The 26982-nt window shown below is 67.6% G+C and carries 30 protein-coding genes; 29 read left to right on the forward strand and 1 reads right to left on the reverse strand.

Annotation, left to right across the window (positions count from 1 at the left end; translation table 11 throughout):
- Positions 1 to 95 precede the first annotated feature (95 nt).
- The 24 genes from cbiT (at position 96) to CHINAEXTREME_RS18690 (ending at position 23511) form a co-directional block, all read left to right on the forward strand.
- Positions 96 to 674, forward strand: coding sequence for a precorrin-6Y C5,15-methyltransferase (decarboxylating) subunit CbiT (gene cbiT, locus CHINAEXTREME_RS18580; protein ID WP_007140734.1), 579 nt, complete (start codon positions 96 to 98; stop codon positions 672 to 674).
- Entirely contained in the window at positions 671 to 1534 is an 864-nt protein-coding gene (locus CHINAEXTREME_RS18585) for a cobalt-factor II C(20)-methyltransferase (RefSeq protein WP_007140733.1), read from the forward strand. The genes cbiT and CHINAEXTREME_RS18585 overlap by 4 nt, the downstream gene beginning before the upstream one ends.
- Positions 1534 to 2436: a cobalt-precorrin-4/precorrin-4 C(11)-methyltransferase gene (locus CHINAEXTREME_RS18590; RefSeq protein WP_007140732.1), complete on the forward strand. Its 903-nt coding sequence runs from the start codon at positions 1534 to 1536 to the stop codon at positions 2434 to 2436. The genes CHINAEXTREME_RS18585 and CHINAEXTREME_RS18590 overlap by 1 nt, the downstream gene beginning before the upstream one ends.
- 7 nt (positions 2437 to 2443) lie before the next feature.
- Positions 2444 to 3430, forward strand: a complete 987-nt coding sequence (cbiG, locus tag CHINAEXTREME_RS18595; protein ID WP_007140731.1) for a cobalt-precorrin 5A hydrolase — start codon at positions 2444 to 2446, stop codon at positions 3428 to 3430.
- A complete protein-coding gene (locus CHINAEXTREME_RS18600; RefSeq protein ID WP_007140730.1) occupies positions 3427 to 4302 on the forward strand; it encodes a precorrin-3B C(17)-methyltransferase in 876 nt (291 codons plus the stop codon). The genes cbiG and CHINAEXTREME_RS18600 overlap by 4 nt, the downstream gene beginning before the upstream one ends.
- Before the next feature lie 6 nt (positions 4303 to 4308).
- Complete coding sequence (gene cobJ, locus CHINAEXTREME_RS18605) at positions 4309 to 5307, forward strand: precorrin-3B C(17)-methyltransferase (protein WP_007140729.1); 999 nt, start codon at positions 4309 to 4311, stop codon at positions 5305 to 5307.
- 13 nt (positions 5308 to 5320) lie between these two features.
- Positions 5321 to 5587, forward strand: coding sequence for a ferredoxin (locus tag CHINAEXTREME_RS18610; RefSeq protein WP_007140728.1), 267 nt, complete (start codon positions 5321 to 5323; stop codon positions 5585 to 5587).
- Complete coding sequence (locus CHINAEXTREME_RS18615; RefSeq protein WP_007140727.1) at positions 5584 to 6360, forward strand: hypothetical protein; 777 nt, start codon at positions 5584 to 5586, stop codon at positions 6358 to 6360. Before CHINAEXTREME_RS18610 ends, CHINAEXTREME_RS18615 begins: the two co-directional genes overlap by 4 nt.
- Entirely contained in the window at positions 6357 to 7574 is a 1218-nt protein-coding gene (locus CHINAEXTREME_RS18620) for a CbiX/SirB N-terminal domain-containing protein (RefSeq protein WP_007140726.1), read from the forward strand. The genes CHINAEXTREME_RS18615 and CHINAEXTREME_RS18620 overlap by 4 nt, the downstream gene beginning before the upstream one ends.
- A gap of 64 nt (positions 7575 to 7638) precedes the next feature.
- Positions 7639 to 8010 (forward strand): DUF3209 family protein, encoded by a 372-nt coding sequence (locus CHINAEXTREME_RS18625; protein ID WP_007140725.1) that lies wholly within the window; start codon positions 7639 to 7641, stop codon positions 8008 to 8010.
- Complete coding sequence (locus tag CHINAEXTREME_RS18630; RefSeq protein ID WP_007140724.1) at positions 8007 to 9296, forward strand: outer membrane protein assembly factor BamB family protein; 1290 nt, start codon at positions 8007 to 8009, stop codon at positions 9294 to 9296. The genes CHINAEXTREME_RS18625 and CHINAEXTREME_RS18630 overlap by 4 nt, the downstream gene beginning before the upstream one ends.
- A gap of 105 nt (positions 9297 to 9401) precedes the next feature.
- Entirely contained in the window at positions 9402 to 9929 is a 528-nt protein-coding gene (locus CHINAEXTREME_RS22320; protein ID WP_169855121.1) for a hypothetical protein, read from the forward strand.
- 232 nt (positions 9930 to 10161) lie between these two features.
- On the forward strand, positions 10162 to 10701 hold the full coding sequence (locus CHINAEXTREME_RS22325) for a hypothetical protein (RefSeq protein WP_169855122.1): 540 nt from the start codon (positions 10162 to 10164) through the stop codon (positions 10699 to 10701).
- The gene (locus CHINAEXTREME_RS18640; RefSeq protein WP_007140722.1) at positions 10698 to 11198 is read left to right on the forward strand and encodes a hypothetical protein; all 501 of its coding nucleotides are present in this window, start codon (positions 10698 to 10700) and stop codon (positions 11196 to 11198) included. Before CHINAEXTREME_RS22325 ends, CHINAEXTREME_RS18640 begins: the two co-directional genes overlap by 4 nt.
- Before the next feature lie 54 nt (positions 11199 to 11252).
- Positions 11253 to 12068, forward strand: a complete 816-nt coding sequence (locus CHINAEXTREME_RS18645) for a hypothetical protein (protein ID WP_007140721.1) — start codon at positions 11253 to 11255, stop codon at positions 12066 to 12068.
- 73 nt (positions 12069 to 12141) lie between these two features.
- A complete protein-coding gene (locus CHINAEXTREME_RS18650; protein ID WP_007140720.1) occupies positions 12142 to 13014 on the forward strand; it encodes a hypothetical protein in 873 nt (290 codons plus the stop codon).
- Positions 13015 to 13110: 96 nt separating this feature from the next.
- A complete protein-coding gene (locus CHINAEXTREME_RS18655; protein ID WP_007140719.1) occupies positions 13111 to 13587 on the forward strand; it encodes a universal stress protein in 477 nt (158 codons plus the stop codon).
- Positions 13588 to 13642: 55 nt separating this feature from the next.
- Positions 13643 to 14134, forward strand: a complete 492-nt coding sequence (locus CHINAEXTREME_RS18660; RefSeq protein WP_007140718.1) for a universal stress protein — start codon at positions 13643 to 13645, stop codon at positions 14132 to 14134.
- A 107-nt stretch (positions 14135 to 14241) separates the two neighbouring features.
- Positions 14242 to 16230: an acetate--CoA ligase gene (gene acs / locus CHINAEXTREME_RS18665; protein WP_007140717.1), complete on the forward strand. Its 1989-nt coding sequence runs from the start codon at positions 14242 to 14244 to the stop codon at positions 16228 to 16230.
- Positions 16231 to 16362: 132 nt separating this feature from the next.
- Complete coding sequence (locus CHINAEXTREME_RS18670) at positions 16363 to 18594, forward strand: bacterio-opsin activator domain-containing protein (RefSeq protein WP_007140716.1); 2232 nt, start codon at positions 16363 to 16365, stop codon at positions 18592 to 18594.
- A gap of 249 nt (positions 18595 to 18843) precedes the next feature.
- Positions 18844 to 20820 carry an acetate--CoA ligase gene (gene acs, locus CHINAEXTREME_RS18675; protein ID WP_007140715.1) on the forward strand — a complete coding sequence of 659 codons (1977 nt, stop codon included), beginning with the start codon at positions 18844 to 18846 and terminating at the stop codon, positions 20818 to 20820.
- 70 nt (positions 20821 to 20890) lie between these two features.
- Positions 20891 to 21328: a DUF4212 domain-containing protein gene (locus tag CHINAEXTREME_RS18680; protein ID WP_029601590.1), complete on the forward strand. Its 438-nt coding sequence runs from the start codon at positions 20891 to 20893 to the stop codon at positions 21326 to 21328.
- Positions 21325 to 23049: a VC_2705 family sodium/solute symporter gene (locus CHINAEXTREME_RS18685; protein ID WP_007140713.1), complete on the forward strand. Its 1725-nt coding sequence runs from the start codon at positions 21325 to 21327 to the stop codon at positions 23047 to 23049. The genes CHINAEXTREME_RS18680 and CHINAEXTREME_RS18685 overlap by 4 nt, the downstream gene beginning before the upstream one ends.
- A gap of 3 nt (positions 23050 to 23052) precedes the next feature.
- A complete protein-coding gene (locus tag CHINAEXTREME_RS18690) occupies positions 23053 to 23511 on the forward strand; it encodes a universal stress protein (protein ID WP_007140712.1) in 459 nt (152 codons plus the stop codon).
- A gap of 37 nt (positions 23512 to 23548) precedes the next feature.
- Here the strand turns inward: CHINAEXTREME_RS18690 and CHINAEXTREME_RS18695 are convergent, their stop codons facing one another.
- Positions 23549 to 23776: a hypothetical protein gene (locus tag CHINAEXTREME_RS18695; RefSeq protein ID WP_007140711.1), complete on the reverse strand. Its 228-nt coding sequence runs from the start codon at positions 23774 to 23776 to the stop codon at positions 23549 to 23551.
- A 133-nt stretch (positions 23777 to 23909) separates the two neighbouring features.
- Between CHINAEXTREME_RS18695 and CHINAEXTREME_RS18700 the strand changes: the two genes are divergently transcribed.
- From CHINAEXTREME_RS18700 to CHINAEXTREME_RS18720, 5 genes are all read left to right on the forward strand, one after another.
- Positions 23910 to 24485, forward strand: coding sequence for a tRNA (cytidine(56)-2'-O)-methyltransferase (locus tag CHINAEXTREME_RS18700; protein WP_007140710.1), 576 nt, complete (start codon positions 23910 to 23912; stop codon positions 24483 to 24485).
- Between the two features lie 100 nt (positions 24486 to 24585).
- Positions 24586 to 24840 carry an amphi-Trp domain-containing protein gene (locus tag CHINAEXTREME_RS18705; RefSeq protein ID WP_007140709.1) on the forward strand — a complete coding sequence of 85 codons (255 nt, stop codon included), beginning with the start codon at positions 24586 to 24588 and terminating at the stop codon, positions 24838 to 24840.
- Positions 24841 to 24959: 119 nt separating this feature from the next.
- Positions 24960 to 25493: a transcription factor E gene (tfe, locus tag CHINAEXTREME_RS18710; RefSeq protein ID WP_007140708.1), complete on the forward strand. Its 534-nt coding sequence runs from the start codon at positions 24960 to 24962 to the stop codon at positions 25491 to 25493.
- Complete coding sequence (locus tag CHINAEXTREME_RS18715; protein WP_007140707.1) at positions 25493 to 26164, forward strand: DUF2110 family protein; 672 nt, start codon at positions 25493 to 25495, stop codon at positions 26162 to 26164. Before tfe ends, CHINAEXTREME_RS18715 begins: the two co-directional genes overlap by 1 nt.
- Before the next feature lie 21 nt (positions 26165 to 26185).
- On the forward strand, positions 26186 to 26953 hold the full coding sequence (locus CHINAEXTREME_RS18720) for a DUF5803 family protein (RefSeq protein ID WP_007140706.1): 768 nt from the start codon (positions 26186 to 26188) through the stop codon (positions 26951 to 26953).
- Positions 26954 to 26982: the final 29 nt, after the last annotated feature.

A 26982-nucleotide genomic window follows, 5' to 3' on the forward strand; every position in this document is an offset into this window, starting at 1 on the left:
AACTCGTTTTGTACTAACACAACCGAGAATTCGCAACCGAATTTGCTCTACACCAAACACAATTGTTTTAGGGACGGCTACTGTTCTCACGGCTGATGTCATCCATCGCGTTGCCACACGACGCGAAGGCCGGACCGACGAAACCCGAGGTTCGGGCCGTCCTCCAGTCGAAACTCGCGCTCGAGGAGGACGACCACTTCGCGGAGGTCGGCTCCTGTACCGGGGCCGTCACGATCGACGCCGCACGGACGGCGGGACGCGTGACCGCCCTCGAGCGGAAGGCGGACCGGCTCGAGACCACCGAGAAGAACCTCGCGGCGAACGCGGAGTCGACGCGCGCCGACGTCGAACTCCGGAACGCGGAGGCGCCCGACGGGCTCCCCGACGATGCAGACGCGCTCTTCCTCGGCGGGAGCCGGAACTTCGAGGCCGTCCTCGATCACGCGGTCGAGACCGGGGTCGACCGGATCGTGATGAACGTCTCACGGCTCGAGGTAGCGGGCGCCGCGGCGGAGGCCTTCCGCGAGCGCGACCTCCTCGAGGAGGTCGTCCAGTTCCAGGTGAGCCACGGCTACGAACTCGCCGGCGCGACGAGTTTCGACGCGGACAACCCGGTGTACATGCTCGTCGGGAGCGCGGCCGAAGGGAGCGCGGACCGAGGTGAGCCGCGATGACGCTGTACGGCGTCGGGCTCGGCCCCGGCGACGCAGACCTCGTGACCGTCCGCGGCAAGCGCGTCCTCGAGCGTGCGGACGTCGTCTACTCGCCGGGACGGCTCTCCCGGACGGTCGCGCTCGAGCACGTCGACGAGTCGACGATCGGCGACCTCGAGTTCCCGATGACGAGGGACGAGGAGAAGCTCCGCAGCGCCTGGAAAGCAGCCGCCGAGGAGGTGGCCTCGACGGCCGCGGACGGCGACGTCGCGTTCGTCACCCTCGGCGATCCGAACGTCTACTCGACGTTCGGCCACCTGCACCGGACGATGGCGGCGTTTCACCCGGACGTGGAGCTCGAGATCGTCCCTGGGGTCAGCGCGGTGACCGCGTTCGCGACCGCGCTCGGCGTCGAGATAGAGGCCGGGGCGGGACTCGCGCTACGGGAAGCCGCCGGCGGCGCGAGTCCGACCGGTCCGGACCGGATGATCCTGTTCAAGGTCACCGACGCGCCCGCGACCCACGAGGGACTCGCCGAGGCCGGCTACGAGGTGACCTACGGCCGTCGCCTGTTCATGGAACAGGGCGAGACGGTCGTCACCGACGACCCCGACGCGATCGCCGAGCGGGACTACTACACGCTCGCCTACGCCGAACGGGCGGACCTCGAGGTCGAGCCGGCGACGGCGGCCTTCGAGACCGAGACCCCGAACGCCGACGGCGCGACGGAATCCGAGTCCAGCGCGGAGACCGACGCGAGCGCGACGCTCGAGACGGCGGAGCCGATCCGAGCCGAGTCTCGCGGCTCCGAGCTGGCCGATCTCGAGCGTAGCGAAGCCTTAGAGGGCGGCGACTGGCACCGAGACCGGGACTGGTACTGATGACCGGAAACACGGACGCAGACGGCGAGAATCGTATCGATACCGACGGGGAGTCCGGCCTCCCGGACGAGTTCGACGAGCGGATCGTCGAGCACAGCGCCGGCGACGAGCAGGAGGGGATCCCGTTCGTCGGCGCCGGCCCCGGCGATCCGCGGCTGCTGACCGTCGCCGGGAAGGAACTGCTCGAGGACGCGGACCTCGTGGTTCACGCCGGCTCGCTGGTCAACAGCGAACTCCTCGAGGCCTACTGCGACGGCGCCGAACTCGTGAACTCGGTCGGCAAGGACCTCAAGGAACTCGTTCCCCTGATGCGGGACGCCTACGAGGAGGGCCGGACCGTCGTCCGCCTCCACAGCGGCGATCCCGCGATCTACGGGGCCGCCCTCGAACAAATGGACGCCCTGGAGGGCGAAGGCGTGCCGACCTACTTCGTTCCGGGCGTCACCTCCGCGTTCGCGGCCAGCGCGACGCTGCGGACGCAACTGACGCTCAACGAGGTGGCGAACCACGTGGCGTTCACCCGACCGCAGGGCAAGACCCTGAGCGAGGAGGAAGACCACGTCTCCGAGTTCGTGGGGATGGGCGACGTGACGACCTGTCTCTACCTCGGGACCCACGCCGTCCGGGAGACGATGGAGCGGCTGCTCGCGGACGGCCACGACCCCGAAACGCCGGTCGCGGTGGTCTACCACGCCTCCTGGCCGGACGAGGACGTGATCGTCGGGACGATCGACGACATCGCGGACAGGGTCGAGGCGGCCGGCTACCGCGCCTCGGCGCTGGTCGTCATCGGCGAGGCCGTGACGGGTGCGGGCTACGAACGGTCCTACCTCTATGGCGACTGGGCGAACGACGGATCGAACGGCGGATCGAACGACGCCGACGAAGCTGAGATCGACTGACATCGACATGAGTACGGACGACACCACTGAGACGACCGACGACGGATCGGACGGCGGTCACTGCTCGACGCCCGACTCGGACGGCGAGGTCGCCGAGGAGATCGCGATCGTCGCCTTCGAACGCAAGATGGCGACCGCCGAGGAGATCGCGGCCGAACTCGCGGACCGTTACGAGCGGATCGAGATCCTCGAGTACCACGGCGACGTCTTCGAGGAGCACTGGGGCGAGTACGACTGTTTCGTCGGCCTGATGGCCTCGGGCATCGCGATGCGGAAGACGGCCCACCTGCTCGACGACAAGTGGGACGATCCCGCGATCTGCGTCGTCGACGAGGAGTTGACGTGGGCGATCCCGATCACGGGCGGCCACCACGGCGCGAACCAGGTCGCACAGGACCTGGCGACGATGGGTGCCGTGCCGGCGATGACGACCGCGAGCGAGGCCGCCGGCAAGCAGGGCGTCGAGTCCCGCGCGAAGGCGATGGACGCCCACGTCGTCAACGGGGATTCGACCGTCCAGACGAACCTCGCCGTCCTCGACGACGAACTCGGCCCCGTCGCCCGACTGGACGGCCCGAAGGCGGTGCTCGTCGGTGACGACGTGACGGTCCTCAAACGCAACAAGGAGGACGGCGTCGTCATCGGCACGGGCAGCGTCTCCGGCGCGAGCGCGGACGCCTTCCTCGAGGCCTGGGAGGCGGCCCTCGAGCGCACCGAGTACGGGTTCGAGGACGTCGAGTTCGTCGCCACCGCGACGCGGAAGGAAGACGAGGAGGGACTGCTCGAGGCGGCCCGGGAACGCGACCTGGGCGTCGTCGCCTTCGACAAGGAAACGCTGCTCGAGCACGAGGGGCCGACCCCCTCGAAATCGAAGGAGTTGATCGGCTGGCCGGGCGTCTCCGAGGCGAGCGCCATCGCCGGGGGGCGCGAGCAGGAACTGGTACTCGAGAAGATCGGTTACGAGGACGAGGTAACGGTGGCGATCGGCCGATGAGCGCCGAGGACGCCGACGCGGACACGACCGAGGGTACCCCCGACGATCACGGCACCCTCTACGTCGTCGGCATCGGCCCCGGGCTGCCCGCCCACATGACCCAGCGCGCGAAGTCGGTCATCGAGTCCGCGGACGTTGTCATCGCCTCGAACCTCTACCAGGAGTTCCTGCGCGAGGACGGCACGATTCCGCCGGAGTCACGGACCGACGAGGACGGGATCGCGACCCGCGAGGACGGGAGCCAGCAGGAGATCGTTCGCTCGACGATGGGTCGCCAGATCGAACTCGCCCGCGCGGCGTTCGACTACGTCCGCGAGGGGAAGACGGTCGCCCACGTTTCGGGCGGCGATCCCTCCGTCTACGGCAAGTCCGACCTCATCTTCAAGATGGCCGAGGAGGAGTCTGCCACGGACGTCCCGATCGAGATCGTCCCCGGAGTGACGGCGGCGCTCGGCGGAGCGGCAAACGTCGGCGCGCCGCTGTGTAACGACTTCTGTACGGTCTCGCTGTCGGACAAGTGGCGCGGCTGGGACGAGATCGAGGAGAAACTGCGCGCCGCGGCGGTCTCCGATTTCGTGATCGTCCTCTACAACTGCTGGCGCAACTACGAGCGGGCGGTCGAGATCGTTCGTGAGGAACGCACCGACGACGCCCTCGTGGCGATCGTCAACGACGCGGGCCGTGCGGACGCCGGCCGCAACGGCGAGAGCCGGCACGTGACGACGCTCGGCGAGGCCGCCGACCACGACGACAAGGTGTCGGGGATGGGCACTTCGCTGATCATCGGCACCCACGAGACCGAAACCTGGAGCAACGACGACCGAACGTACCTCGTCACCCCGCGCGGCGGGCGTGACGTCGACGACTTCTGACCACACATGAGCACGGAGACAGACACGGATACGGACGCGGACGCTGAAAACGAGGAATCGACGTCGAACTGCGGCGCGTCGGGCGCCGAATCGGAGACGAGCCGCTCGAGTTCGAAGTGTGGTGGTTCGAGTGGGAGTGACGACTCGAGCGGGTCGAAATGCGGCGCCTCGAGTTCCGAAGACGACTCGAACGAAGAAGAGGTCGGCGCGACCGTCGAGGACTTCGACGCCGACCCTGGCCAGCTCGTGGCGGTCGGCCTCGGCCCCGGTCAGCCCGAGGGGATGACCGAGCGCGCGAAGACGGCGCTGCACGAGGCCGAACACATCGTCGGCTACACGACCTACATCGAACTGCTGCCGGACGAGATCACCGAAGGGGCCGACGAGATCTACGACACGCCCATGTGCGGCGAAGTCTCCCGCACGGAGGAGGCGATCGACCGGGCGCTCGCGGGCAACGACGTGGCGATCGTCGGCAGCGGCGACCCCAACGTCTACGCGCTCGCCGGGCTGGCACTCGAGATCCTCGAGTCCAAGGGCGCGACGGCGACGATGGTCGACTTCGAGGTCGTTCCGGGCGTTCCCGCGGCCCAGTCCTGCGGCGCTCGGCTCGGTGCGCCGCTCGTCAACGACACCGTCTCGATCTCGCTGTCCGATCACCTCGTGCCGATGCCCGAGATCGAGTCCAGGCTCCACGCGGCCGCGAAGGAGGGCTTCACGATCACGATCTACAACCCCTGGAGTCGGAAGCGCCGCGAGAACTTCGAAAAAGCCTGCGAGATCCTCCTGACCCACCGCGACGAGGACACCCCGGTCGGCATTGTCCACGGCGCGGGCCGCGAGGACGAAGAAGTGGTAATCACGGAACTCGGCGACCTCGAGGAGTTCGGCGAGCGCGAGATCGTCGACATGACGACGACGATCGTCGTCGGGACGGAGGACACCTACGTCTGGGACGACCGGATGGTACGGCCCCGCGGCTACGAGACGAAGTACGACTACTGACTCGATAAACCACATGCCACGATACGAAATCACGATCGAGAAGGACGCCTGCGACGGGATCTTCGCCTGCCTCACCCGGGATCCGCGCTTCGTGGAAGCCCCGGACGGGCTGGCGACGATCGATCCCGACGCGGACCCGGTCTACGACTGCGACGGCGAAGTCAGCGACGACGGCGAGCGAGTGGTGGCCGCGTTCGACGACGACCGCCTCGAGGAGGCCAGACGGGCCGCAGCGGCCTGTCCGACGGACGCGATCATCGTCGAGGAGGTGGACGAATGACCGAGACCACCGGGACGGACGAACCGGTCAAGGACGACGCTCTCGAGATCGAGGTTCCGGCCGACCCCCTCGCCGGCCACCCGGCGTCGGCGTACTTCTGGGGACACGTCGCGGGCGGTGGTCGCGTCTCGGAAGACGGCCTCGAGGTCGTCACCGGCGACGAGCGTGCCGCTCGCGTGCTCGCGGCGATCGCGGGCGCGGACGGTGGCGACCTCGACCGCGAGACCACGAGTCGCGAGTACGCCCACGACGCCTCGATCACCCGGACCGAGGAGGACTACACGCTCTCGCTCTCGACCACCGGAGACGACGGGACGCTGCTCGGCCGCCGCTCGCCGCTCGGACTCCCTGTCGACGGGCGCGGAAACTACCGGTTCGGCGCGTTCGCGGACCACCGGCGCGAACTCCTGCGGGGTCTGCTCGAGGGCTGTGGCACGATCTGTTTCAAGTCCTCGAGCGGCACCGTCGGCATCTCGTTCGTCCACGAAGACCGGGGACTCCTCGAGAGCGTCCGGGACCTGATCGCCGACCACCCGATCGACGCCCCCTGTGACGACGTCGCGGAGACCTCGTCGGGGAGCTACTGGTTCGGCCTCGACGACGACGCGGTCCCCGCGTTCGGACGCTGGCTCTACGAGACCGCCGAGGGGACCGGCCTCTACGCGCCGAGTCGCCGCCGAAAGCTCGAGCGCAGCCTAGAGCAAGCGGATCTCGGCGACGGTGGCAGTGGCGGTGACAGTGACGACCCAGGTTCGGGAGGTGAGCAGTCGTGACGGACGCGGCGGCGACCGGCGTCGACGACGAAGCCGTCCTCCTGGTCGGCCACGGGTCGCGACGCGAGAAGTCCAACGAACAGGTCCGGGAACTGGCCGCTGGCCTCGAGTCGCGGCTCGGCGTCCCCGTCGACGCCGCCTTCCTCGAACTCGCGAAGCCGTCGATCGAGGACGCGATCGCCGACCTCGCGACGGTCGTCTCGGAACTGACGGTCGTCCACTGCTCGCTGTTCGCCGCGAGCCACGTCAAAAACGACGTCCCGGTCTCGATCGAGCAGGCGCGTGCGGAACACGACGGCCTGGCGATCAACAACGGCAGGCACCTGGGGATCCACCCGGCCATGCTCGAGGTGCTGGACGATCGCGCCGCCGCGGTCGAGCGGGACCTCGGCGTCGACCGCGAGGACGACGAGGTCACGGTCGTGCTCTGTGGCCGGGGCTCGAGCGATCCGGACGCCAACGCCGACGTCCACAAACTCGCTCGCCTCCTGTACGAGGGACGGGGGTTCGACCGCGTCGAGGCCTCGTTCGTCGGCGTCACGGAGCCGACCCTCGAGGAGACGCTGCACGATCTCTCCAAGCACCGGCCGGACGCCGTCGTCGTGCTCCCCTACATGCTCGGGGACGGCGTCCTCACCCAGCGGGTACGGGACTGGACGGCCGACTTCGACGAGGACTACCCTTACGTCGACGCCCTCGCGGGCGACCCGCTCGGGACCGACTCCCGGCTGCTCGACGTCTTCGCCGACCGATGGCAGGAGGCCCGCACGGACAGCGTCGAGATGTCCTGTGACACGTGCAAGTACAAGGTCGGCCTCGAGGGCTACGAGGAGGACGTCGGCGGCGCGCGGGCGATGCTGCGTGCGCTGACCCACCAGGAGAGCCATGCCGACCGCGACGACGTCGACGACGAACCCCACAGCCACGACGCGCCCGCGAAACACGTCGCCGTCTGTACGAACCGGACGTGCGCCGAGGCGGGCGCGCCGGCCGTCCTCGAGCGCCTGCGACAGGCGGTCCGGGACGCTGACGACTGCGACGCACGGGTTACGCGCTCGTCCTGTCTGGGACGCTGTGGCGACGGGCCGATGGTCGCGGTCTATCCCGACGGGGTCTGGTACGGCGACGTCGCCGAAGACGACACGGACCGGATCGTCGGGGAACACCTCACGGACGACCGGATCGTCAGCGACCTCGTCGACCAGACGCTGTGAGTATCGTCCGCCAACCGACTTCGACCACACGACGAAAACACACGACGAAACCACGAGATCAGACATGAGCTGCCACGAAATCGAAGCGCTACGACTCGGACTGATAACCGTCCTCGGCGTCGGGGACGACAGCGACCGCGAACACGCACGACAGGAACTCGAGGGCCACCTCGAGGGACCGATCGAGGGCCTCGTCGAGGCCGACAGCCTGGCCGAGATCGAACGCCACCTCGACGCGGCCCTGGTCGACCTCGAGAGCGACCTCGCCGCGATGGAGGCCGACGATCCCGCTTACGACTACACGCGGGGGCGACTGCTCGAGCTTCGAAACGCCGAGCGTGCGGTAAAGCGGTTACGAACGCAGGGCGAGAGCGTCGTCGACGGGCTGGGCGAGGCCCACGACGCGCTCCACGAGACGTTCCCGGTCGAAGAATGAGCGCGAGGGACACCGAGACGGCCGACCGACCGCGTTCCGGGGAGTTCCGTCGACGCGCACTCGGCGAGATCGAGCCGGCGCGCAGTCGTCACATGTGGACCAGATCGGCCGTCCACATCTCGGACGGGCGGATCTTCGCCGGGACGCAGGACGGTACCGTGACCGCGTACGATCGCGACTCCCTCGAGCCGCAGTGGTCGGCGACCCATCCAGGTCAGGCGGTCGGGATCACGACACTCGAGGGGGCGGACGGACCGACGGTCGCAGTCGCCGGCCGCGGCGAACGCGGAGCCATCGTCGGCTACGACGCGGAGACGGGCGACTCCCGCTGGCGATACGAGGCGGCCGAGGACGTCGGGGACCCCGCCGATACGGGAGTGTTCGCCCTCCCATACGTCGTTGCGCTCGAGTCCAACGACGACGGCGGCCTGTACGCCGCGGCCAGGCGCTACGAACGCGACGGCGACGAGCGCCGCTGGGAGAGCGTCGTCTACGCGTTCGGGACCGACGGGACGGTCCGCTGGCAGTACGGGACCGACGCGTCGCCGATCGCGATCGACCTGGATCCCGACGAGGCCACGGGACGGCTTGCGGTCGCGTACAATCGCTGTCCCGGCCGCCACGACAACGGCCTGGTCGTCCTCGAGGCCGAGACGGGCGACCTCGCCTGGACCTGGGATCCCGGAACCGACGGCGAGCGCCGCGTCGGCGACGTCTCCCTCGAGGGCGGCCGCGCGGCGGTCGCGAGCCACGGGGACAAGCGCGGCTACCTGCTCGAGTCCGGCGGAGCCGAACGGTGGCGGGTGGACCTCGCCGTCGAAACCGAAATCGGCGCGGAGACGCTGTACGCCTATCCGAATCACGCGTGTCTCGCGGACGGCGCCGTCGCGTTCGCGACCGGGAACACGTACGCCGTGGCGGGTCGCGAGACGGAGCACCGGCACCCGAACGAGCACCGCCTTGCCGTCGTCGACGCCGAGACGGGCGGCCCGCTGTGGGACGCCGATCTCGGCGGCTTCGTGAACGGGCTCGCGTCCGACGACGGGACGCTCGTCGCCCCGTGTGCACAGAACTTCCGCGTGCGGGATCCGGACACCCACGCGGTGCGCTGGTTCGACCTCGAGTCCGAACCGGGAGACGCGGCCGGCACGGAGCGGTTCGACGGGATCGCTGCGGCGGCCGCGATCCACGACGGGACGATCGCTGCGATCGAGGAGCCGGTCGAGTACCACGACCAAGGAGAGACCCGCGGCGAGTACGCCCTCCGCGTCGGATCGGTCGTCTGAGCGGCGTTCTTTTTTCGCTCTTTCCTGCTCGCGCGGCCGCCTGTACGGACGCACACGCAAGCGAAACCACCACAACGCTGTCGCTTGTGAATCTTCCCGCTAACAATGGGCTACGGCGACCACGGCTCCGGAGGGCGTCCGGACCTCGGGCCACCTCCACGCGGCGGCGATAGGGCGGATCGAACGAGTCGGAGACTACTCCCCGACGGCGGACAGGCAGAAGTCGAAGAACCCGAGGAGGAGGAAGGCGACGACGAACCCTCCGAAACTGAAGCCAGCGGAGAGGACGAGAGCGACGAGCAGATGGGCGAGGAGCCGACTGCGGAAGACGACGAAGCGGAACCGGAGGAAGACGAATCCGAACCCGAGGCAGAACCGGACTCCGCAGACGAATCGACCGACGAGGAATCGACCGACGAGGAACCGGCTGGCGAGGAACCGGCTGGCGAGGAATCGACCAACGAAGAACCGGCTGGCGAGGAACCGGCTGGCGAGGAATCGACCAACGAAGAACCGGCTGGCGAGGAACCGGCTGGCGAGGAATCGACCAACGAAGAACCGGCTGGCGAGGAACCGGCTGGCGAGGAATCGACCAACGAAGAACCGGCTGGCGAGGAACGAGGAACCGGCTGACCAGGAATCGACCGACGAGGAACCGGCCGACGAGGAAGACGAGCGAGAGGAGGGCCACGCTGACGATGCCGAGGACGTCTACGAGGGCGACGACGCCTCCGGCGTCCTCCATCTCGACCTCGACGGGCTCTTTCTGGATCTGCTCGGCCTCGAGGTCAACCTGAACCAGGTCACGCTCGACGTCTCCGCTCGGCCGGGAGGGAACAACCTGCTCGGGAACCTGCTCTCGGCAGTGACGGGCCTGCTCGACGGTCCGAGCGCCCTGGTGAACAAGGCGAAATCGATGCTCGGCAAACCCGCGGCGTGGCTTCGATCGTTGGCCGGTGGCGTCCGGGACCAACTCGGGTCGCTGGCGAGGAAGCCGGGGCAGTTCCTTCGCGGGTTGGTTCGCAAGCCGATGGAGCTACTCCGTGGACTCGGTAGCGGCGAGACGGAAACGCCGGAAGAACCACCGGAGGAAGCGGACGTCGAGGCCGACGAGGAGGAGCCCAAACCCGAAGAGGGTGACGAGGAGACGGCCGAAGGCCCGGGTCCGATCTCCAGAGTCACGGGCTGGATACGGGACCGATTCGCCGCGGCCGGAGGCTGGGTGAAGGAGAAATTCGCCGGCCTCGTGCCCGGCTTGCCGGTCGAGGAACTCATCGCGACGGTCGTCCGGGAAGTCGTACAGGCGCTGCTCGAGCAGGCCGAAGGCGAGGACGGTCGTGAACGTGAACGTGAACGGGCGGACGAACAGCCGGAAGCGGACACGCAGGCGGAGGCAGGATCATGAGTGAGGAATCTACTACCGGTACGAGCACGAGTACGAGTTCGGCCGCGGAATCGTTGACCGGGCGTATCGACTACGAGGAGATCACCCAGAACATCGACGTCGGCGAACTCGTCGAGGGCACCCAGTGGGAGGACGATATCGACGACGAGCAGCCGCTCGGTGAGGCTCTGGGCGGCCTGATCGGCGCGATCATCGGCCGAAAGCTCGGCGAGAGCCTCGGTCGGATGATCGGCGAGATGACCCTCGACGAACTGCTCGGAACGGATAGCGAAGCGGAGGAGGAAGAGGAGGAAACCGCCGACGAAGACGAGGAAACCACGGAAGAAGAGGAGGAAGCCGGGGAGGAAGAAGCCGACGAGGGAGACGAGCAAGTCGAAGCCGAATCCGAGTCCGGAGACGAGAGCGAAGAAGCCGAAACCGACGAGGAAGGTTCGGAGACCGACAGCGAATCGGAATCCGCCGACGAAACCGACGAGGACGACAACGAGGAGGCGTAACCCCGTGCTCGTGACGCACCCACTCACGTCCTGGCGGCGCTCGAGGTGGTCCCCGTGACCGACGGAACGGACCTGAAGGGGATGATCGCCGACGAGGTGAGCAACCAGGTCGGGGTCGGCGATCTGCTCGGGGACGGCAGCATCGAGGACGAGGTCGACGCGGGCGAGATCGGTGCGGCGGTCGGCCGGCAGTTCGGCGAGAGCCTCGGCCGGGAGATCGGCGCCTCGATCGGTCGCAACGTTCACGAGGCACTTGCGACCGAGTTGGCCGGGACCGAGGAGGACGCGGAAGGCGACGAACACGAGGGAGAAGGCGAGGGCGACGACGAGACCGGAGAACCGCTTCGAACGACGGTCACGACGGCCGTCCGAGATGGGGTCAGCGAGGCGTTCGAGGACAGCAGCGTGCGGGAACCGCTCGAGTCGGTAGCCGATAGCGCGACGGGTGAGACGGATCTGCTGGGCGAGGAGGCGGCAGAAGAGGAGGCAGCAGAAGAGGAGGCAGCAGAAGAGGAGGCAGCCGGAGGGGGGGCGGAACCGGACGAACCAGAACAGCCGACAGAGGAAGAGGAGGAAGCGACGGAAGCCGACCAAGACGAAGGGGAAACCGACCCCGAGGAGGCCGAGGACGGCCCGTCCGCCGACGAACTCGAGGACCTCAGGCGCGAGACGCTCGAGGATTTCCTCGGGGTGATGTCCTACGAGGACCTGCAGTCGGTCGCAAAGGACGTCGACGTCAAGGCGAACCTGAGCCGCGAGGAGATGACCGAGGAGATCATCGAGGCCGTGACGGGCGAGGAGAGCGAAGGAAGCGACGGGGACGACGGGGACGACGAGGAAGAGGCAGACGCAACGGCGAACGCCGAGTAACTGTTGCGGTTCCCGGCAGACTCGAGGCGAGACGATACACCGAGCGAATCGAGAACGACCGCGAGGATACACAGTGACAGACCCCACGCGCGAGCAGGTGACGGAGATCCTGGACGAGACCGACGCGGCGAGCGCCCGGCTTATGACGGCCGGGGACGAGGGCGAGGACGAGGCTCCCGCCGACGCCGACGAGTTCCGCGAGGCGGCCCGGAAGGCGAACGAACTCGTGGCGTCGGCCGATCCAGACGCGTTGCTCGAGGCGGTCGGACTCGACACCCTCCCCGACGGGTCGGAGCCGTCGTCGATCCCCGAGGCGATCTCCGAGGGTGACGCCGACGCGGTCGAGGACCTCGAGCGGTTGCTCCGACTCGCAGATCTCGGGGACCGGGTCGACGAGGACGAGGTGGCGAGCGACCTCGACGTGGCCGTAGACGGGCTGCAAGCGGCTACTCGAGGGGGCGACGGGGAGACGGAGACGGGAGCGGAAACGGCGCCAGAGGAAGGTGAGAGGGCCGACGCCGAGCCCAAAGAGCACGGAGAGCCGTCCGAGGATGGGGACGGCGAGTCCGAAGACGGGGCGGCGGACGACCTCGAGGAACGGCTCCGTGACGCCGTGAAGTCGAACGTCACGGAGTTCAGCGACGGGATCGACCGACTCCGCGATCAACTCGAGGGGATGGCGGAGGGTGACGCTGACTCAGGAGCCGACTCCGAATCCGAATCCGGAGAACCTGACCGGGACGAACCTTCGGACGGTGAGGACGACGGCCTCCTCGAGTCGGACCTCGGAGCGGGCGGGCGCGACTCCCCCAGCGGCGCGACCCGCCACTCGACGATGGCCCCGTCGCCGTCGAAGCGGGCGGACCTGCGTGCCGTGCGCCGGTTCTCGACGATGCCGGAGCGGAACCAACTGTTCGACGAAGACGAGGGTCAGGATACGGACTGACGGGACGGTCGTCGATCGCCCGGCGGGACGAGGCGGGGCAGGGACGGGGGCGAGGACGGGAGTACCACTTTGGTCGTCGCGCCCGCAGGGTCCGGTATGTACGACGCCATCGTCGTCGCGACCGACGGGAGCGAGACCGGAACCGCCGCCGTCGACCACGCGATCGGGCTCGCGAGCCGGTTCGGTGCCAACCTGTTCGGCCTGACGGTCCTCGAGAGCCGGACGGACTACGACAACGCGATCGTCGACCCCGAGGAGGTCGACCGCCGGCGACGGGAGCAAGCCGAGGAGATCGTTGCGGACCTCGAGTCGGCGGCGGCCGAAGCCGGCGTCGACGTCGAGACGGCCGTCGAGTCGGGCGTCCCGTACGAGGAGATCATCGCGGCCGCGAAGGCGCGGGACGCGGACGCGATCGTCGTCGGCTCTCGTGGGCGGTCCTCGTTCAAACGGGCGCTGCTCGGCGGGACCGTCGACGCGGTCGTCAGGTACGCCGACCGGCCGGTGGTGGTCGTCGACGGCCCGGACGAGGACGGCGACGGGAGCGAGACCGGGAACGACTCGGTCCCCGAGTAACCTGATTCCGTCCGGAGGGCGAAGGTTTACTTTCGCTGTCGTATCATATCGTGGTATGTCACTGCTCGTTCCGTTCGACGGGTCCCCGCTCGCGGAGAAGGCACTCGAGAGGGCGGCCACGTTCGGCGATCACCTCGAGGAGGACGTGATCGCACTGACAGTTATCCCGGACGATGCGGACTACGCTCGCGACCGCGGCTGGATCGCGCCCGGCGAACCGTTCGACCGCGATGCGATCGCCGCGGGCATGGAGACACGGGCCCGGGACGTCGCTCCCGAGGCGACGTTCCGCGTCGAGCGGGTCAGCTCCGACGAACCGACGGCGACCTCGACGACGAACGTCGTCCGCGAGATCCGCCGCGTCGCCGGCGAGGTCGAGGCGACCGTCGTCTTCATCGGGTCGGAGAACGCCGGGTCGGTGATCTCGCCCCAGTCCAGCGTCGGCAGTCCGGTGGCCAACGACCAGCGGTACGACGTGTACGTGGTTCGCCACCCGGACGAGACGAGCGACGCGGACGACGTGTCCGACGTCGACTCCCTCGAGTGATCCAATAACTGGGTCGATATTTTCCGGCAAAATCGACGTGCGGCGGCCCGGAATCGATCCGATTCGGAGGAACGTTTATCCGCTTGACTCGCTTCGGTTCGAACGACATGGTCGATCGGAACGGGTGGGAACGGGGCCAGTCCGTGCCCACCGGGTCGCCCCGGGAGCCCCCCGAGGCGTTCGTCGAGCAAGCGAACGTAACCGACGAGGGCATCTACGAGGCGTTCGACGAGGAGTGGCCGAACTGCTGGGAACGAGCGGCGGACCTGCTCTCGTGGGACCGGTCGTACGGGACGGTCCTCGAGGACGACGAGCCGCCACACTACCGCTGGTTCACGGGTGGCCGGCTGAACGCCGCGTACAACTGCATCGACCGCCACCTCGAGGCGGGCCGGAAGACCCACGCGGCGATCCGCTGGGAGGGAAAGCAGGGCGAGCGGGAGACCTACACCTACCGGGACCTCTACGTCGCGGTCAACGAGTTCGCCGCGGCGTTGCGGGACCTTGGCGTCGGTCAGGACGACGTCGTCACGCTGTACCTGCCGATGATCCCCGAGTTACCGATCGCGATGCTGGCCTGTGCCCGCATCGGCGCGCCACACAGCGTGGTCTTCGCCGGACTGTCCGCCGACGCGCTCGCGGCCCGGATGGATGCCGCCGACAGCGAGTATCTGGTGACCTGCGACGGCTACTACCGGCGGGGCGACGCGTTCAACCAGAAGAGCAAGGTCGACAACGCCCGCCTCGCGCTCGAGCACGACGTCGAGACGGTCGTGGTCGATCGCCTCGGCGACGAACTCCCGCACGTGCTCGGCGACGGCGAGTGGGACTACCACGACCTCCGCGAGGAGTTCGCCGGCGAGGAGGTCGAGCCGGTCTCCCGGGACGCCGAGGACATGCTGTTCCTGATGTACACCTCGGGGACGACCGGCGAGCCGAAAGGAGTCGTCCACACGACCGGGGGCTACCTCGCGCACGTGGCATGGACGAGCCACGCGGTGCTCGACGTCGAGGCCGAGGACACCTACTGGTGTGCGGCCGACATCGGGTGGATCACGGGCCACTCCTACATCGTCTACGGCCCGCTCGCGCTGGGGACGACCACGGTGATGTACGAGGGGACGCCGGACTACCCCGACCGCGATCGGCTCTGGGAGATCGTCGACCGGAACGCCGTCGACGTCTTCTACACCGCGCCGACGGCGGTCCGGGCGTTCATGAAGTGGGGCGAGGAGTACCCCGAGCGTCACGACCTCTCCTCGCTGCGCCTGCTCGGTAGCGTCGGCGAACCGATCAACCCCCGCGCCTGGGAGTGGTACTACGAACACATCGGCGACGAGCGGTGCCCGATCGTCGACACCTGGTGGCAGACCGAGACGGGGGCGATCATGGTATCGACGCTCCCCGGGGTCGATGGGATGAAACCCGGCGTCGCCGGCCCCGGCCTGCCCGGAATCGACGTCCAGGTCGTCGACGACGACGGCGACCCGGTCGCACCCGGACAGACTGGCTATCTCACCGTCGACCGTCCCTGGCCCGGCATGGCCCGGACGCTGTACGACGGCGACGACCGGTTCCGGAGCGAGTACTGGGAGCAGTTTTCCGACCCCGACGGGGACGACTGGACCTACTTCAGCGGCGACGCCGCCTCGATCGACGAGGACGGCTACGTCACCGTCCTCGGGCGCGTCGACGACGTGATCAACGTCTCCGGCCGTCGCCTCAGTACGATGGAAATCGAGGGCGCGGTCACCGACGCCGACGGCGTCGCCGAAGCCGCAGTCGTCGGCCGCTCGAGCGAGACCGCCGGAACCGACATCTACGCCTACGTCAGCACCGAGAACGACTGCGACCCGGACGACGACGTGCGCCGGGCGATCGAAACCGCCGTCGAGTCGACCATCGGCGACATCGCCGTCCCCGCGGAGATCGTCTTCACGCCCGAACTCCCCAAGACCCGCTCGGGCAAGATCCTGCGGCGACTGCTCGAGGACGTCGCGAACGGCGAGGAACTGGGGGACACGAGCGCACTCAGGAACCCCGAAATCGTCGGAGAGATCCAGTCCGAGAGCGGCGCCGTCGACGCCGACGAGTGACGTGTTTCGGAGTTTCGAATATCACGAAACGTCGATGTCGAGTTCGAATCCGTACGATCACGGAAGCACCTGGAACAGTCGCCGACAGTCGGTAGAATTATATTCGCAAGACCAGAAAACGCGAAACAACCTATGAGCGTCGATGCGGGGAAGGCCGACGTCCTCTCGAGGCGACAGTACGAGTCCCTGCTCGACGCCGCCGAAACGTACCGCGAGGCGCTGGTCGTTCGGCTCTGTGGGGACGTCGGCCTGCGCCCCGCGGAACTCGCCCGACTCACGATCGACGACGTCGAACAGGCGCGGATCGACCCGCCGCGGTATCTGGTCCGCGTGCCGGGAACCGAGGAAGGGCGTGACGGCCGGACCGCGTACCTCCCGACAAGGGTCGAGCGCGAACTCCGGCGGTACGCCAGGAGCAACGACCTCTCCCCGGCAGATCGGATCTTTTCGGTGACTCCGCGTCGACTCCAGATGCTCGTCTCCGACGTCGCCGACCGCGCGGCCGACCTGTACGACGACCCCGCGCTCGCGGACGTGTCGACGGGCGACCTCCGTCACTACTTCGCGTACCGCTCGCTCGTCGACCGCGGGATCAACCCTCGCGTCGTCAAGGCCGCCGGCGGCTGGCGCAGTTTCGAGGCCCTCGAGTCGTACCTCCCGGAGCCGACCGAGGCCGAGATCGTCGACGCCTTCGAGGCCATCGAGCGGCCGTCGGACCCGCGAGGCCGCGACCGGTCCCGGGCAGGCGACAGGGCGGACACGGTCGGCGACGATAGCGTCGTCCGGCTCCTGCTCGCCGCGAGCGACCAGTACGCGCTCGTCCGCCTCGACGAGGACGGCTACGTCGAACGCTGGAACCGCAGCGCGGCCGCCATGTTCGGCTACCGGGCCGGCGAAATCGTCGGCACGCACGTCTCGGCGTTCTACCCGGACGACGCCGTCGACGAGGGAGAGCCCGAGCGGGTGCTGTCGGCCGCCCTCGAGGACTCGGGCCACGAGGTCGAGGGGTGGCGCGTCCGCAAGGACGGGTCGACGTTCCGCGCGACGACGGTCGTCACCCCGCTGCGGGACGACCGGGGGCGACACCGCGGCTACGCGCTGTTCGTCCGCGACGTCTCGAGCTACTACGACGAACTCGCCGACCTCCGCGGCCGCCGGGCGGAACTCGAACGCCGGTACGCGCTGGCCCGGCGACACCGCGAACTGACGGAGTCGTTGCTCGAGGCCGACGACCACGAGGCGGTCGAGACGGAGACCTGCGAGACGCTGGCCCGGGGCGACGGCTACGAGTTCGCCTGGATCGACCGGACGACGATGGCCGACCGCCGCCGGGAGTGGCGCGTCGCGAGCGGGATCGAACCCGACGCGATCGACCCGCTCGCACCCGAGACGTGGGAGGCCGGGTCGACGGAGGACGACGACCGCTCCGAGGGCGAAGGAGACAGAGACTCCAGTATCCGGGTCGCCGAGCGCGACGGCCGGACGTTCGCACGCGTCCCGCTGGCGTACGGCGATACCACCTACGGCACGCTGACGGTCACGACCGACCGGGAGTCGGCCTTCGACGGGGACGAACGGTCCTGGCTCGCGACGATCGGCCGCCAGGTCGGCTACGCGATCACCGCCGTCCGCCGGCGGAACCTCCTGCTGTCGGATCGCGTCGTCGAGTTCGACCTCGCCTGTCGGGACGACCGCTCGTTCCTCGTGGACGTCTCCGAGCGGCTGGACTGTCGGTTCGAACTCGACTCGCTCGTGCCGACCTCGGAGTCGACCCAGCTGTACTACCTCCGGCTCGAGGACGCCGAGCCCGCGGCCGTGTTCGACCTCGCCCAGGAGAGCGACAGCGTCGCGGACTTCCGGCTGATCGAGACCTACGAGGACGGCTGGCGCGTCGAGTTCGTCGTCGAGGGCTCGTCACCGCTGTTGACCCTCTCGGAGTACGGCGTCACCGTCCGCGCGGCGACGGTGGAGTCCGGGACGGCGACGATCACCGGCGAGTGCGCCGGCGACGCGGACCTGCGGACGATCGTCGACGGGTTCCGGGCCGCGTTCCCCGACTCGGAACTGGTCGGCAAACGCGAGGCCGAACGGACCGTCCGGACCGCCCGCGAGTTCCGCGAGGGCCTCGAGGAACGGTTGACCGACCGCCAGGTCGCCGCGTTGCGAGCGGCGTACTTCGGAGGGTACTACGACTGGCCCCGCGAGAGCACGGCCGAGGAGATCGCCGACGCAATGGGGGTCTCCTCACCGACGCTGCACAACCACCTCCGGAAAGGCCAGCACGAACTCCTGCGGACGTTCTTCGACGACCCCTCCGACGACCGCCAGGAGTCCGACGGCGAGCGGGCCGCGACGACCGAGTGAGCAGTCATCGCTGTGGGACCTAAGCCTCTAGAGCGTTCGTGCGACGGACCGAACCGCCCCTCGCTCGAGACCCGTTCCGACCGTTCGATCGCGCGTTCTGGGATCGGTCGGGCGCGATGACCGGCGACTGTTCGGATTATTTCAATATTCGATAGTAGAAATATTCTGATACCCGTCGGTTCGGCGAGTCCATTTGGTACAACTAGAGGCCGCCTTTACTATGGTCCTTGCAGATTGGTTGTGTGTATCATGTCACAGGAGGATGCCAGTCTCGAGGCACGGCTCGAGGAGCAAGAGACGTTCGAACCTCCCGAGTCGTTCGTCGAGCAGGCGAACGTCTCCGATCCGGGGATCTACGAGGAGTTCGAGGAGAACTGGCCCGAGTCGTGGGAGCGGGCAGCGGAGTTCCTCGACTGGGACGAGCCCTACGACGAGGTATTGGACGAGTCCGAAGCGCCGACCTACCAGTGGTTCACCGGCGGGGAACTGAACGCGTCGTACAACTGTCTCGACAGGCACGTCGAAAACGGTGCGAAGAACCGGGCCGCGATCAAGTGGGAGGGTGAACTCGGCGAAACGCGGACCTACACCTACGGCGACCTTCTCAACGAGGTCAACGAGTTCGCGGCTGCGCTGCGGGACCTCGGCGTCGAGGAGGACGACGTCGTCACGATGTACATGCCGATGGTCCCGGAACTCCCGATCGCGATGCTAGCCTGTGCGCGCATCGGTGCGCCACACAGCGTCGTCTTCGCGGGCTTCTCCGCGGACGCGCTCGCGACCCGGATGAACGACGCCGACAGCGAGTACCTGATCACCTGTGACGGCTACTACCGGCGCGGGGACGCCCTCGACCACATCTCGAAGACCAACGAGGGCCTCGAGGATGTCGAGCACGAGACCGAGACCGTCGTCGTCGACCGGCTGGGCGACGACCTCGACCACTCGCTGTCCGAGAGCCAGCACGACTACGACGAACTGGTCGAGGCTCACGCGGGCGAGACGGTCGAACCGGTCTCCCGGGACGCCGAGGACATGCTGTTCCTGATGTACACCTCGGGGACCACGGGCAAGCCGAAAGGCGTCAAGCACACGACCGGCGGCTACCTCTCGTACGTGACCTGGACGAGTCACTCGGTGCTCGACCTCGAGCCGGAGGACACCTACTGGTGTTCGGCGGACATCGGCTGGATCACGGGTCACTCCTACATCCTCTACGGGCCGCTCGCGCTGGGGACGACGACGGTGATGTACGAGGGGACGCCGGACTACCCGGACAAGGATCGCTTCTGGGAGATCGTCGAGAAAAACCGCGTCGACGTCTTCTACACCGCGCCGACGGCGATCCGCGCGTTCATGAAGTGGGGTAAGGAGTACCCCGAGCGCCACGATCTCTCGTCGCTGCGCCTGCTGGGAACCGTCGGGGAGCCGATCAACCCGCGGGCCTGGAAGTGGTACTACAAGCACATCGGCGGCGAGGAGTGCCCGATCGTCGACACCTGGTGGCAGACCGAGACCGGCGGCCACATGATCACGACGCTGCCGGGCATCAACGAGATGAAACCCGGCTCCGCCGGCCCCGGCCTGCCGGGGATCGACGTCCGAATCGTGGACGGAGCCGGCGAGGAGGTCGACGCCGGCGAGGCCGGCTACCTGACCGTCCAGAAACCCTGGCCCGGGATGCTCCGGACCCTCTACCGGAACGACGAACGGTTCGTCTCCGAGTACTGGGAGGAATACTCCGACCCCGAGGCTGACGAGTGGGTCTACTTCCCCGAGGACGGCGCGAAGATCGACGACGACGGCTACATCACCGTCCTCGGCCGCGTCGACGACGTACTCAACGTCTCCGGGCACCGGCTGGGGACGATGGAGATCGAATCCGCCGTCGTCGGCGTCGAGGGAATCGCCGAGGCCGCCGTCGTCGGCGGCGACCACGAGGTCAAAGGTGAGGCCGTCTACGTCTACGCGATCCCCGAAGACGGCTACGGCGACCAGGAGGACGAACTCGAGGAGCGAGCCATCGAGTCGGTGGAGGACTCGATCGGCCCGATCGCACGGCCCGAGGAAGTGGTTTTCACGCCAGAACTGCCCAAGACGCGGTCGGGCAAGATCATGCGCCGACTGCTCGAGGACATCGCCAGCGGCAACGAACTCGGGAACACCTCGACGCTGCGTAACCCCGATATCGTCGACCAGATCGCCGACCAAGTCGAGAACGACTAACCGACCACAGCTTCGGTTTTCGGTTTTCCGCGAATCGACCGGAACCCGAACCGAGACCACGCGAAAGAATATGAGAGATAATAACACTCAAGATTCGGACGACGAACTCGAAACGGACGGTGGGGTGGCCGGCGGACACGGCCAGGCCCACCGAGACACCGACTACCTCAACCAGGAGGTCAACCTGCTCAAGCCCAGCACCCCGTTCATGCGCGACCATTTGCGGGTGGTCTGGACGGGGTTCGTGATCTGGGTCGTGGCCGTGTTTGGACCGGTGACGCTGACGTACCTGGCGACGGACGCGATGACGACCCAGATGCCGGTGCTTGGTTTCCCGTGGCACTACTTCCTGGTCGCGTTCGGCGCGCCGACCAGCGCCTTGCTCCTGTCGGTGTGGTACTCGCGCAAGCGGGACGCGCTCGACGAGAAGTACGGTATCGATCACACGACCCCCGAAGGAACCGAACACGGCGGAGCGACGGCCGCCGACGGTGGTGTTGACGAATGACTGGGACTGGGACTGAGACTGGGATACCGGGGATCACGGCCCTGCCGCTACAGGAAAGTCTGCTCCCCGAATCGCTGGACATCTCGTTCAAGGTGGTTCCGGCCGTCCTCGTGCTGGGGATGCTGGCGCTGTTCCTCGCGATCGGGTTCGTCTTCCGCGTGGCGGACACCGAAGACATGTGGGTCGCCGGCCGCTCGATCGGGAACGTCGAGAACGGGATGGCGATCGGCGCGAACTGGATGTCCGCCGCGTCCTACCTCGGGATGGCGGCATCGATCGCACTGGCCGGCTTCTACGGGCTGGTGTTCGTCGTCGGCTGGACGACGGGATACTTCATCCTGCTGATCTTCCTGGCGGCGCAGCTGCGCCGGTTCGGGAAGTACACCGCACCGGACTTCGTCGGCGACCGGTTCAACTCCGACAGCGCCCGCGCGATCGCCGCGGTGACGACGTTCCTCATCGGGTTCGTCTACGCTATCGGCCAGGCGAAGGGCATGGCGCTCGTCGGCCTGTACGTCTTCGGCGACTTCGGGTTCCTGCTCCCCGGACTCGACGGCTACCAGGTGATGGTCATCTTCATGATGGCGATCACCGTCGGCTACCTGACGCTGTCCGGGATGCTGGGCGCGACGAAGAACCAGGCGGTCCAGTACACCATCCTCATCGTGGCGTTCCTGGTCGGCCTGTTCGTCGTTGGCTACACGAACGGCTACTCGACGGTGCTGCCGCAACTCGAGTACGGCATGCTGATCGACGACCTCGGCAGCGAGTTCTCCGAACCGTTCGTCACCTCGAGTTACTACCTGTGGATCGCGACGACGTTCTCGCTGATCGTCGGGACCTGCGGGCTACCCCACGTGCTGGTGCGGTTCTACACGGTCGAGAGCGAGCGGACGGCCCGCTGGTCGACCGTCTGGGGGCTGTTCTTCATCTGTCTCCTGTACTGGAGCGCGCCGGCGTTCGCGGCGTTCGGGACCGACCTCTACACCACGAACGTCCGCCCGACGTACGGTGATCCCGGCATGGCGAGTGCGGCAAGCGAGGTCATCGTCGTGCTGGCCGCTCAGCTATCGAACCTGCCCGAGTGGTTCGTCGGCATCGTCGCCGCGGGCGGGATCGCCGCGGCCATCGCGACGGTCGCCGGGCTGTTCATCGCCGGCTCGTCGGCGATCAGCCACGACATCTACACGAACATCATCAACGAGGACGCGACCCAGCGTCAGCAGATCCTCGTCGGTCGCCTCTCGATCGTCGCGCTGGGCGTGCTGACCACGCTCGCGGCACTCGACCCCGCGTCGTCGATCGCCGCGCTGGTTGGCTACGCGTTCGCACTGGCTGGCTCCGTGCTGTTCCCGATGTTCTTCATCGGGATGTGGTGGGAGAACGCCAACCGCCAGGGTGCCCTCGCGGGCATGACCACCGGGCTGGTCCTCTGGTCCATCCCGATGATCAACGAGATCGTTCCGACGTACGTCTCCTCGCTGGAGGCACCGCTGTCGGCGGGGCTGGCACAGTGGATGCCGGCCATCGGCTCGGCGCTCATCACGCTGCCGATCGTCTTCGCGGTCACGATCATCGTCTCGCTGGTGACCGACGACCCGCCGGCCGAAACGAAGCGTATCGTCCGCCAGTGTCACAGCCCCGAACCGATGGGCCAGCAACAGACCGCGGAAGACGTCGTCGCCGACGGGGGCGAAAGCCAGACCCCCGCGGATGACTGATCCATGTACGAGAAAATCCTCATTCCGACCGACGGAAGCGACACGGCAGCCGGTGCCGTCGATCACGGCATCGATCTCGCCGAAAAGTACGACGCCGAGGTTCACGCCCTGTACGTGGTCGATACCGACTCGATGAGTATCACCCTGGGCGGCGAACAACTCGATCGCATCGAACAGGGGCAGTTCGACGAGATGGACGAGATCCGGGAACGGGCCGAAAGCGCCACCGGGTACGTCGCGGACCGGGCCCGGGAACGTGACGTTCCGGCCGTCGAGCACATTTCGGCGGGACGACCCCACTCGCTGATCGGCGATTACGTCGAGGACAACGGCATCGACCTCGTCGTCATGGGCTCACACGGCCGTTCGGGCATCACGCGGGCGCTGCTCGGCAGCGTCACCGAACGAACGCTCCGGTCGACGCACGTGCCGATCCTGGTCGTCGACGCGCAGGCCGAGTAGGCGGTCGCCGACCGCACCGATTTTTCCGAGACGGACGTTACCGGCTCGAGCGCTGCCGGCTGGTGGCGAGTTCGAAGTTCCAGACGAACCCGAAATACGCCACGACGCCGGCGAACATGCACGCGTAGTACGCCCACGTCGGCCCGTCGACGAACGTGAAAAGCACCTCGACCATCGTCACCCAGACGACCGCGAACGCGAGGTCCGCCAGGATCCCCCACCGTTCCTCCCGTGCCGTCGCGAGTCGTTCACGGATGTCGCTCATCGATCGCTCACCCGTCCGTTCGTCGGTTCGCCGACGACTAGCTCCATCGTGCGAACGTTTCGCAGGCAGTGGAAAAAGCCTATCGGGAGTCGCGAAGCGAAACCCCCTAACCGACCCCGCTCCGAGGTCCGCTATGCACGACGACGAACCCGAAGCCGCCGTCCTTCGGCTCGGCCACCGGCCCGGCCGGGACGACCGGATGACGACCCACGTCGGACTGACGGCCCGCGCACTCGGGGCCGACCGCGTGTGGTTCCCCGACAACGCCGGCCAGTCGCTCGAGACCGTCGCGGACATCACCGATCGGTTCGGCGGCCCCTTCGAGGCCGACCTCACCGACTCCCCGAAGGCACTGCTCCGCGAGTGGGACGGCCGCGTCGTCCATCTGACGATGTACGGGGAACGCGTCCAGGACGTCGAAACCGAGATCCGACGCGCCCACCGGGACGACGGCGAACCGGTCCTGATCGTCGTCGGCTCCGAGAAGGTGCCGTTCGACGTCTACGAGCTAGCCGACTGGAACGTCGGCGTCACGAACCAGCCCCACTCGGAGGTCGCCGGCCTCGCGGTCTTTCTCGACCGCCTGTTCGAGGGCGAGGAACTCGAGGCCGAGTGGGAGGACGCAGACCGCCGGGTCGTCCCGATGGAGACCGGGAAGCGAGTCGAGTCGCCCGACGAAACTGGGACGGAGGCAAGCGACGATGGGTGACTGACCGGGCCCGTCTCGAGGCCAAGGCGCGAACAGGGACAGTCGCGAGGCCTGCCACTTCGCGGCCAACCTATTTGACCGCGTTCGTGGCAATGCGCCTGTGAGCGAAACCACCAGCTACGAGGAAGAGGTCCCGCGCGAAGAGGCGGCCGACCTGCTACAGGCGCTCGCCAGCGAGGTCCGCGGCGACAGCGGGGACATCGCGGAGGTACAGGTCGGCAACAAGACGCTGACGCTCCGTCCCGGCGCGACGGTCGAGTACGGTATCGAGATCGAGGAACGCTCGCCCATGCTCGGCGGCGACCGCGAGGAGATTACCGTCACTATCGGCTGGGAAGCAAGCGAGGCGGAGTGACCGGTTCGCGTCGCGAACTCGAGTCGTCCGTCGCCGATCTCCGTCACCGGTCTCCGCCGCCCGGGACGTCCGGAGGCAGTTGACAAGACTTAATGGCCGGATGGCGTTATACGTAGGTAATGGCTTTTGAGGACCTGCTCGAGGATCCGGTCGTCCAGAAGTACTTACACGAGCTGGTCGGTCCCAAGGGGATGCCCGTCGCGGCGGCGCCGCCGGACGGGGAAGTGACCGACGAGGAACTCGCCGAAGAGCTCGATCTCGAGCTGAACGACGTGCGCCGGGCGCTGTTTATCCTGTACGAGAACGACCTCGCCAGCTACCGACGGCTGCGCGACGAGGACTCCGGCTGGCTCACCTACCTCTGGACCTTCGAGTACGACAATATCCCGGAGAACCTCGAGGAAGAGATGTACCGGCTCCACGACGCCCTGGAGGAGCGCCAGGAGTACGAGCGCAACCACGAATTCTACCTCTGTGAGATCTGTTCGATCCGGTTCGAGTTCGGCGAGGCGATGGACTACGGGTTCGAGTGTCCCGAGTGTGGCTCGCCGGTCGAATCGATGGACAACGATCGACTGATCAACGCGATGCACGACCGGATCGAGGCGCTCGAGGACGAACTCAACATCGAGAAAACGGACGCGGAAGCCTGATGGTCGTACTTGCAACCAAACTCTACGTCGACGGCGACGCCCGCGAGCGGGCGCTGGATTCCCTGCGGTCGCTCGTGGACAACGAGATCGGCGAACTGGCCGTCGAGTACGAACTCGGCGTCCGCCACGACGACTTCCCCTCGGTCACGATCGAGGGCGACGACGCCACCGTCGCACGCAACGTCCTCCGCGAGGAGTTCGGTGAGATCGTCCCCGATCTCGAGGACGGCGAGACCCACGTCGGCACGCTCGAATCGTGGGACGAGGAGGGGATCGCCCTCGACGCCGGAACGGCGGTCCGGATCCCGACCGACGAACTCGGGCTCGGGCCCGGTTCACCGACGCAACTGCGCGAGCGGTACGGGCTGGTCCAGCACATGCCCCTGCGGTTCGTCTACGACGCCGACGGCGCGTCGCGACTGGCCGACGAGGAGCGGGACCGCCTCTACGACTGGACCCGCGGCAACGGCCGCCTCAACGTCAACAGCGCCACCCGAGCGGAGGTTCGCGCGACGCTGAACCGCGCCGGTCACGCCCAGGACTACGTCACGGTCGAACGGCTGGGCCTCCTCGAGCAGAGCGTGATCTGTACCGAAGATACCGACCCGCCGGGGCTGCTGGCCAGCGTCGGCGAGTACCTCCCGGCGGAACTGCGCTGTGTCGTTCCCTGATCCCGGTAGATCTAGATACGTATGAATCGACGCCTCCTTCTCGCCGTCGTCGCGGTCGCACTGCTTGTCGGCTTCGCCGGCTGTTCGACGATCTTCGGCGGCATCTCCGACGAAGAACTCGATCGAGAGGTCGAGTACGACGACCTGCGCGACAGCGACGCGGACGTCGCCATCGAGATCGAAGACGCCGGTCTGATCACCAACGGCGAGTTCCGCGCGGTGTACGACCTCAACGGCACCGAGGAACTGTCGCTGTACCGCTCGTCGTTCTACCGCGACGAGGCGCTGGACGTCTACGGGGTCCGGTACTACCACCCGAACGGGACGGAAATGACGGGCTCGGAACTCGAGGTCGATCAGAGCCGCTCGAGCACCGAGATCACCGTCCCCGACGGGAACGGGACGCTCGCGTTCTCGGGAAGCGCCGGGAGCCGGACGTTCCGGCTGCCGGCCTTCGTCGAGGGATCCTACGAAGTGACCCTCCCCGAGGGGTACCGGACGTCGAACTTCCTGTTCGGCGACGTCAACCCGGGCGGCTACGAACGGGAGATCGTCGACGATCGGGAGCGACTGGTCTGGGATCAGGTCGATAGCACGATCTCGCTGCGGTTCTACCTGACCCGGGACATCACGCTGTTTACCGGCCTGATCGGGGTCGTCGTGGTGCTCGGAACCCTCGGTATCGGCTATTACTACCTGCAGGTCAAGCAACTGCGGGAGCAACGCGAGGAGATGGGGCTAGACGTCGAGCTCGAGGACGATTCGGACGACGGGCCGGGGCTACTGTAGGGGGCGCGACTGGGCTCGATAGTCGGTTC

The organism is Halobiforma lacisalsi AJ5 (genome assembly GCF_000226975.2).
Lineage (GTDB): Archaea > Halobacteriota > Halobacteria > Halobacteriales > Natrialbaceae > Natronobacterium > Natronobacterium lacisalsi.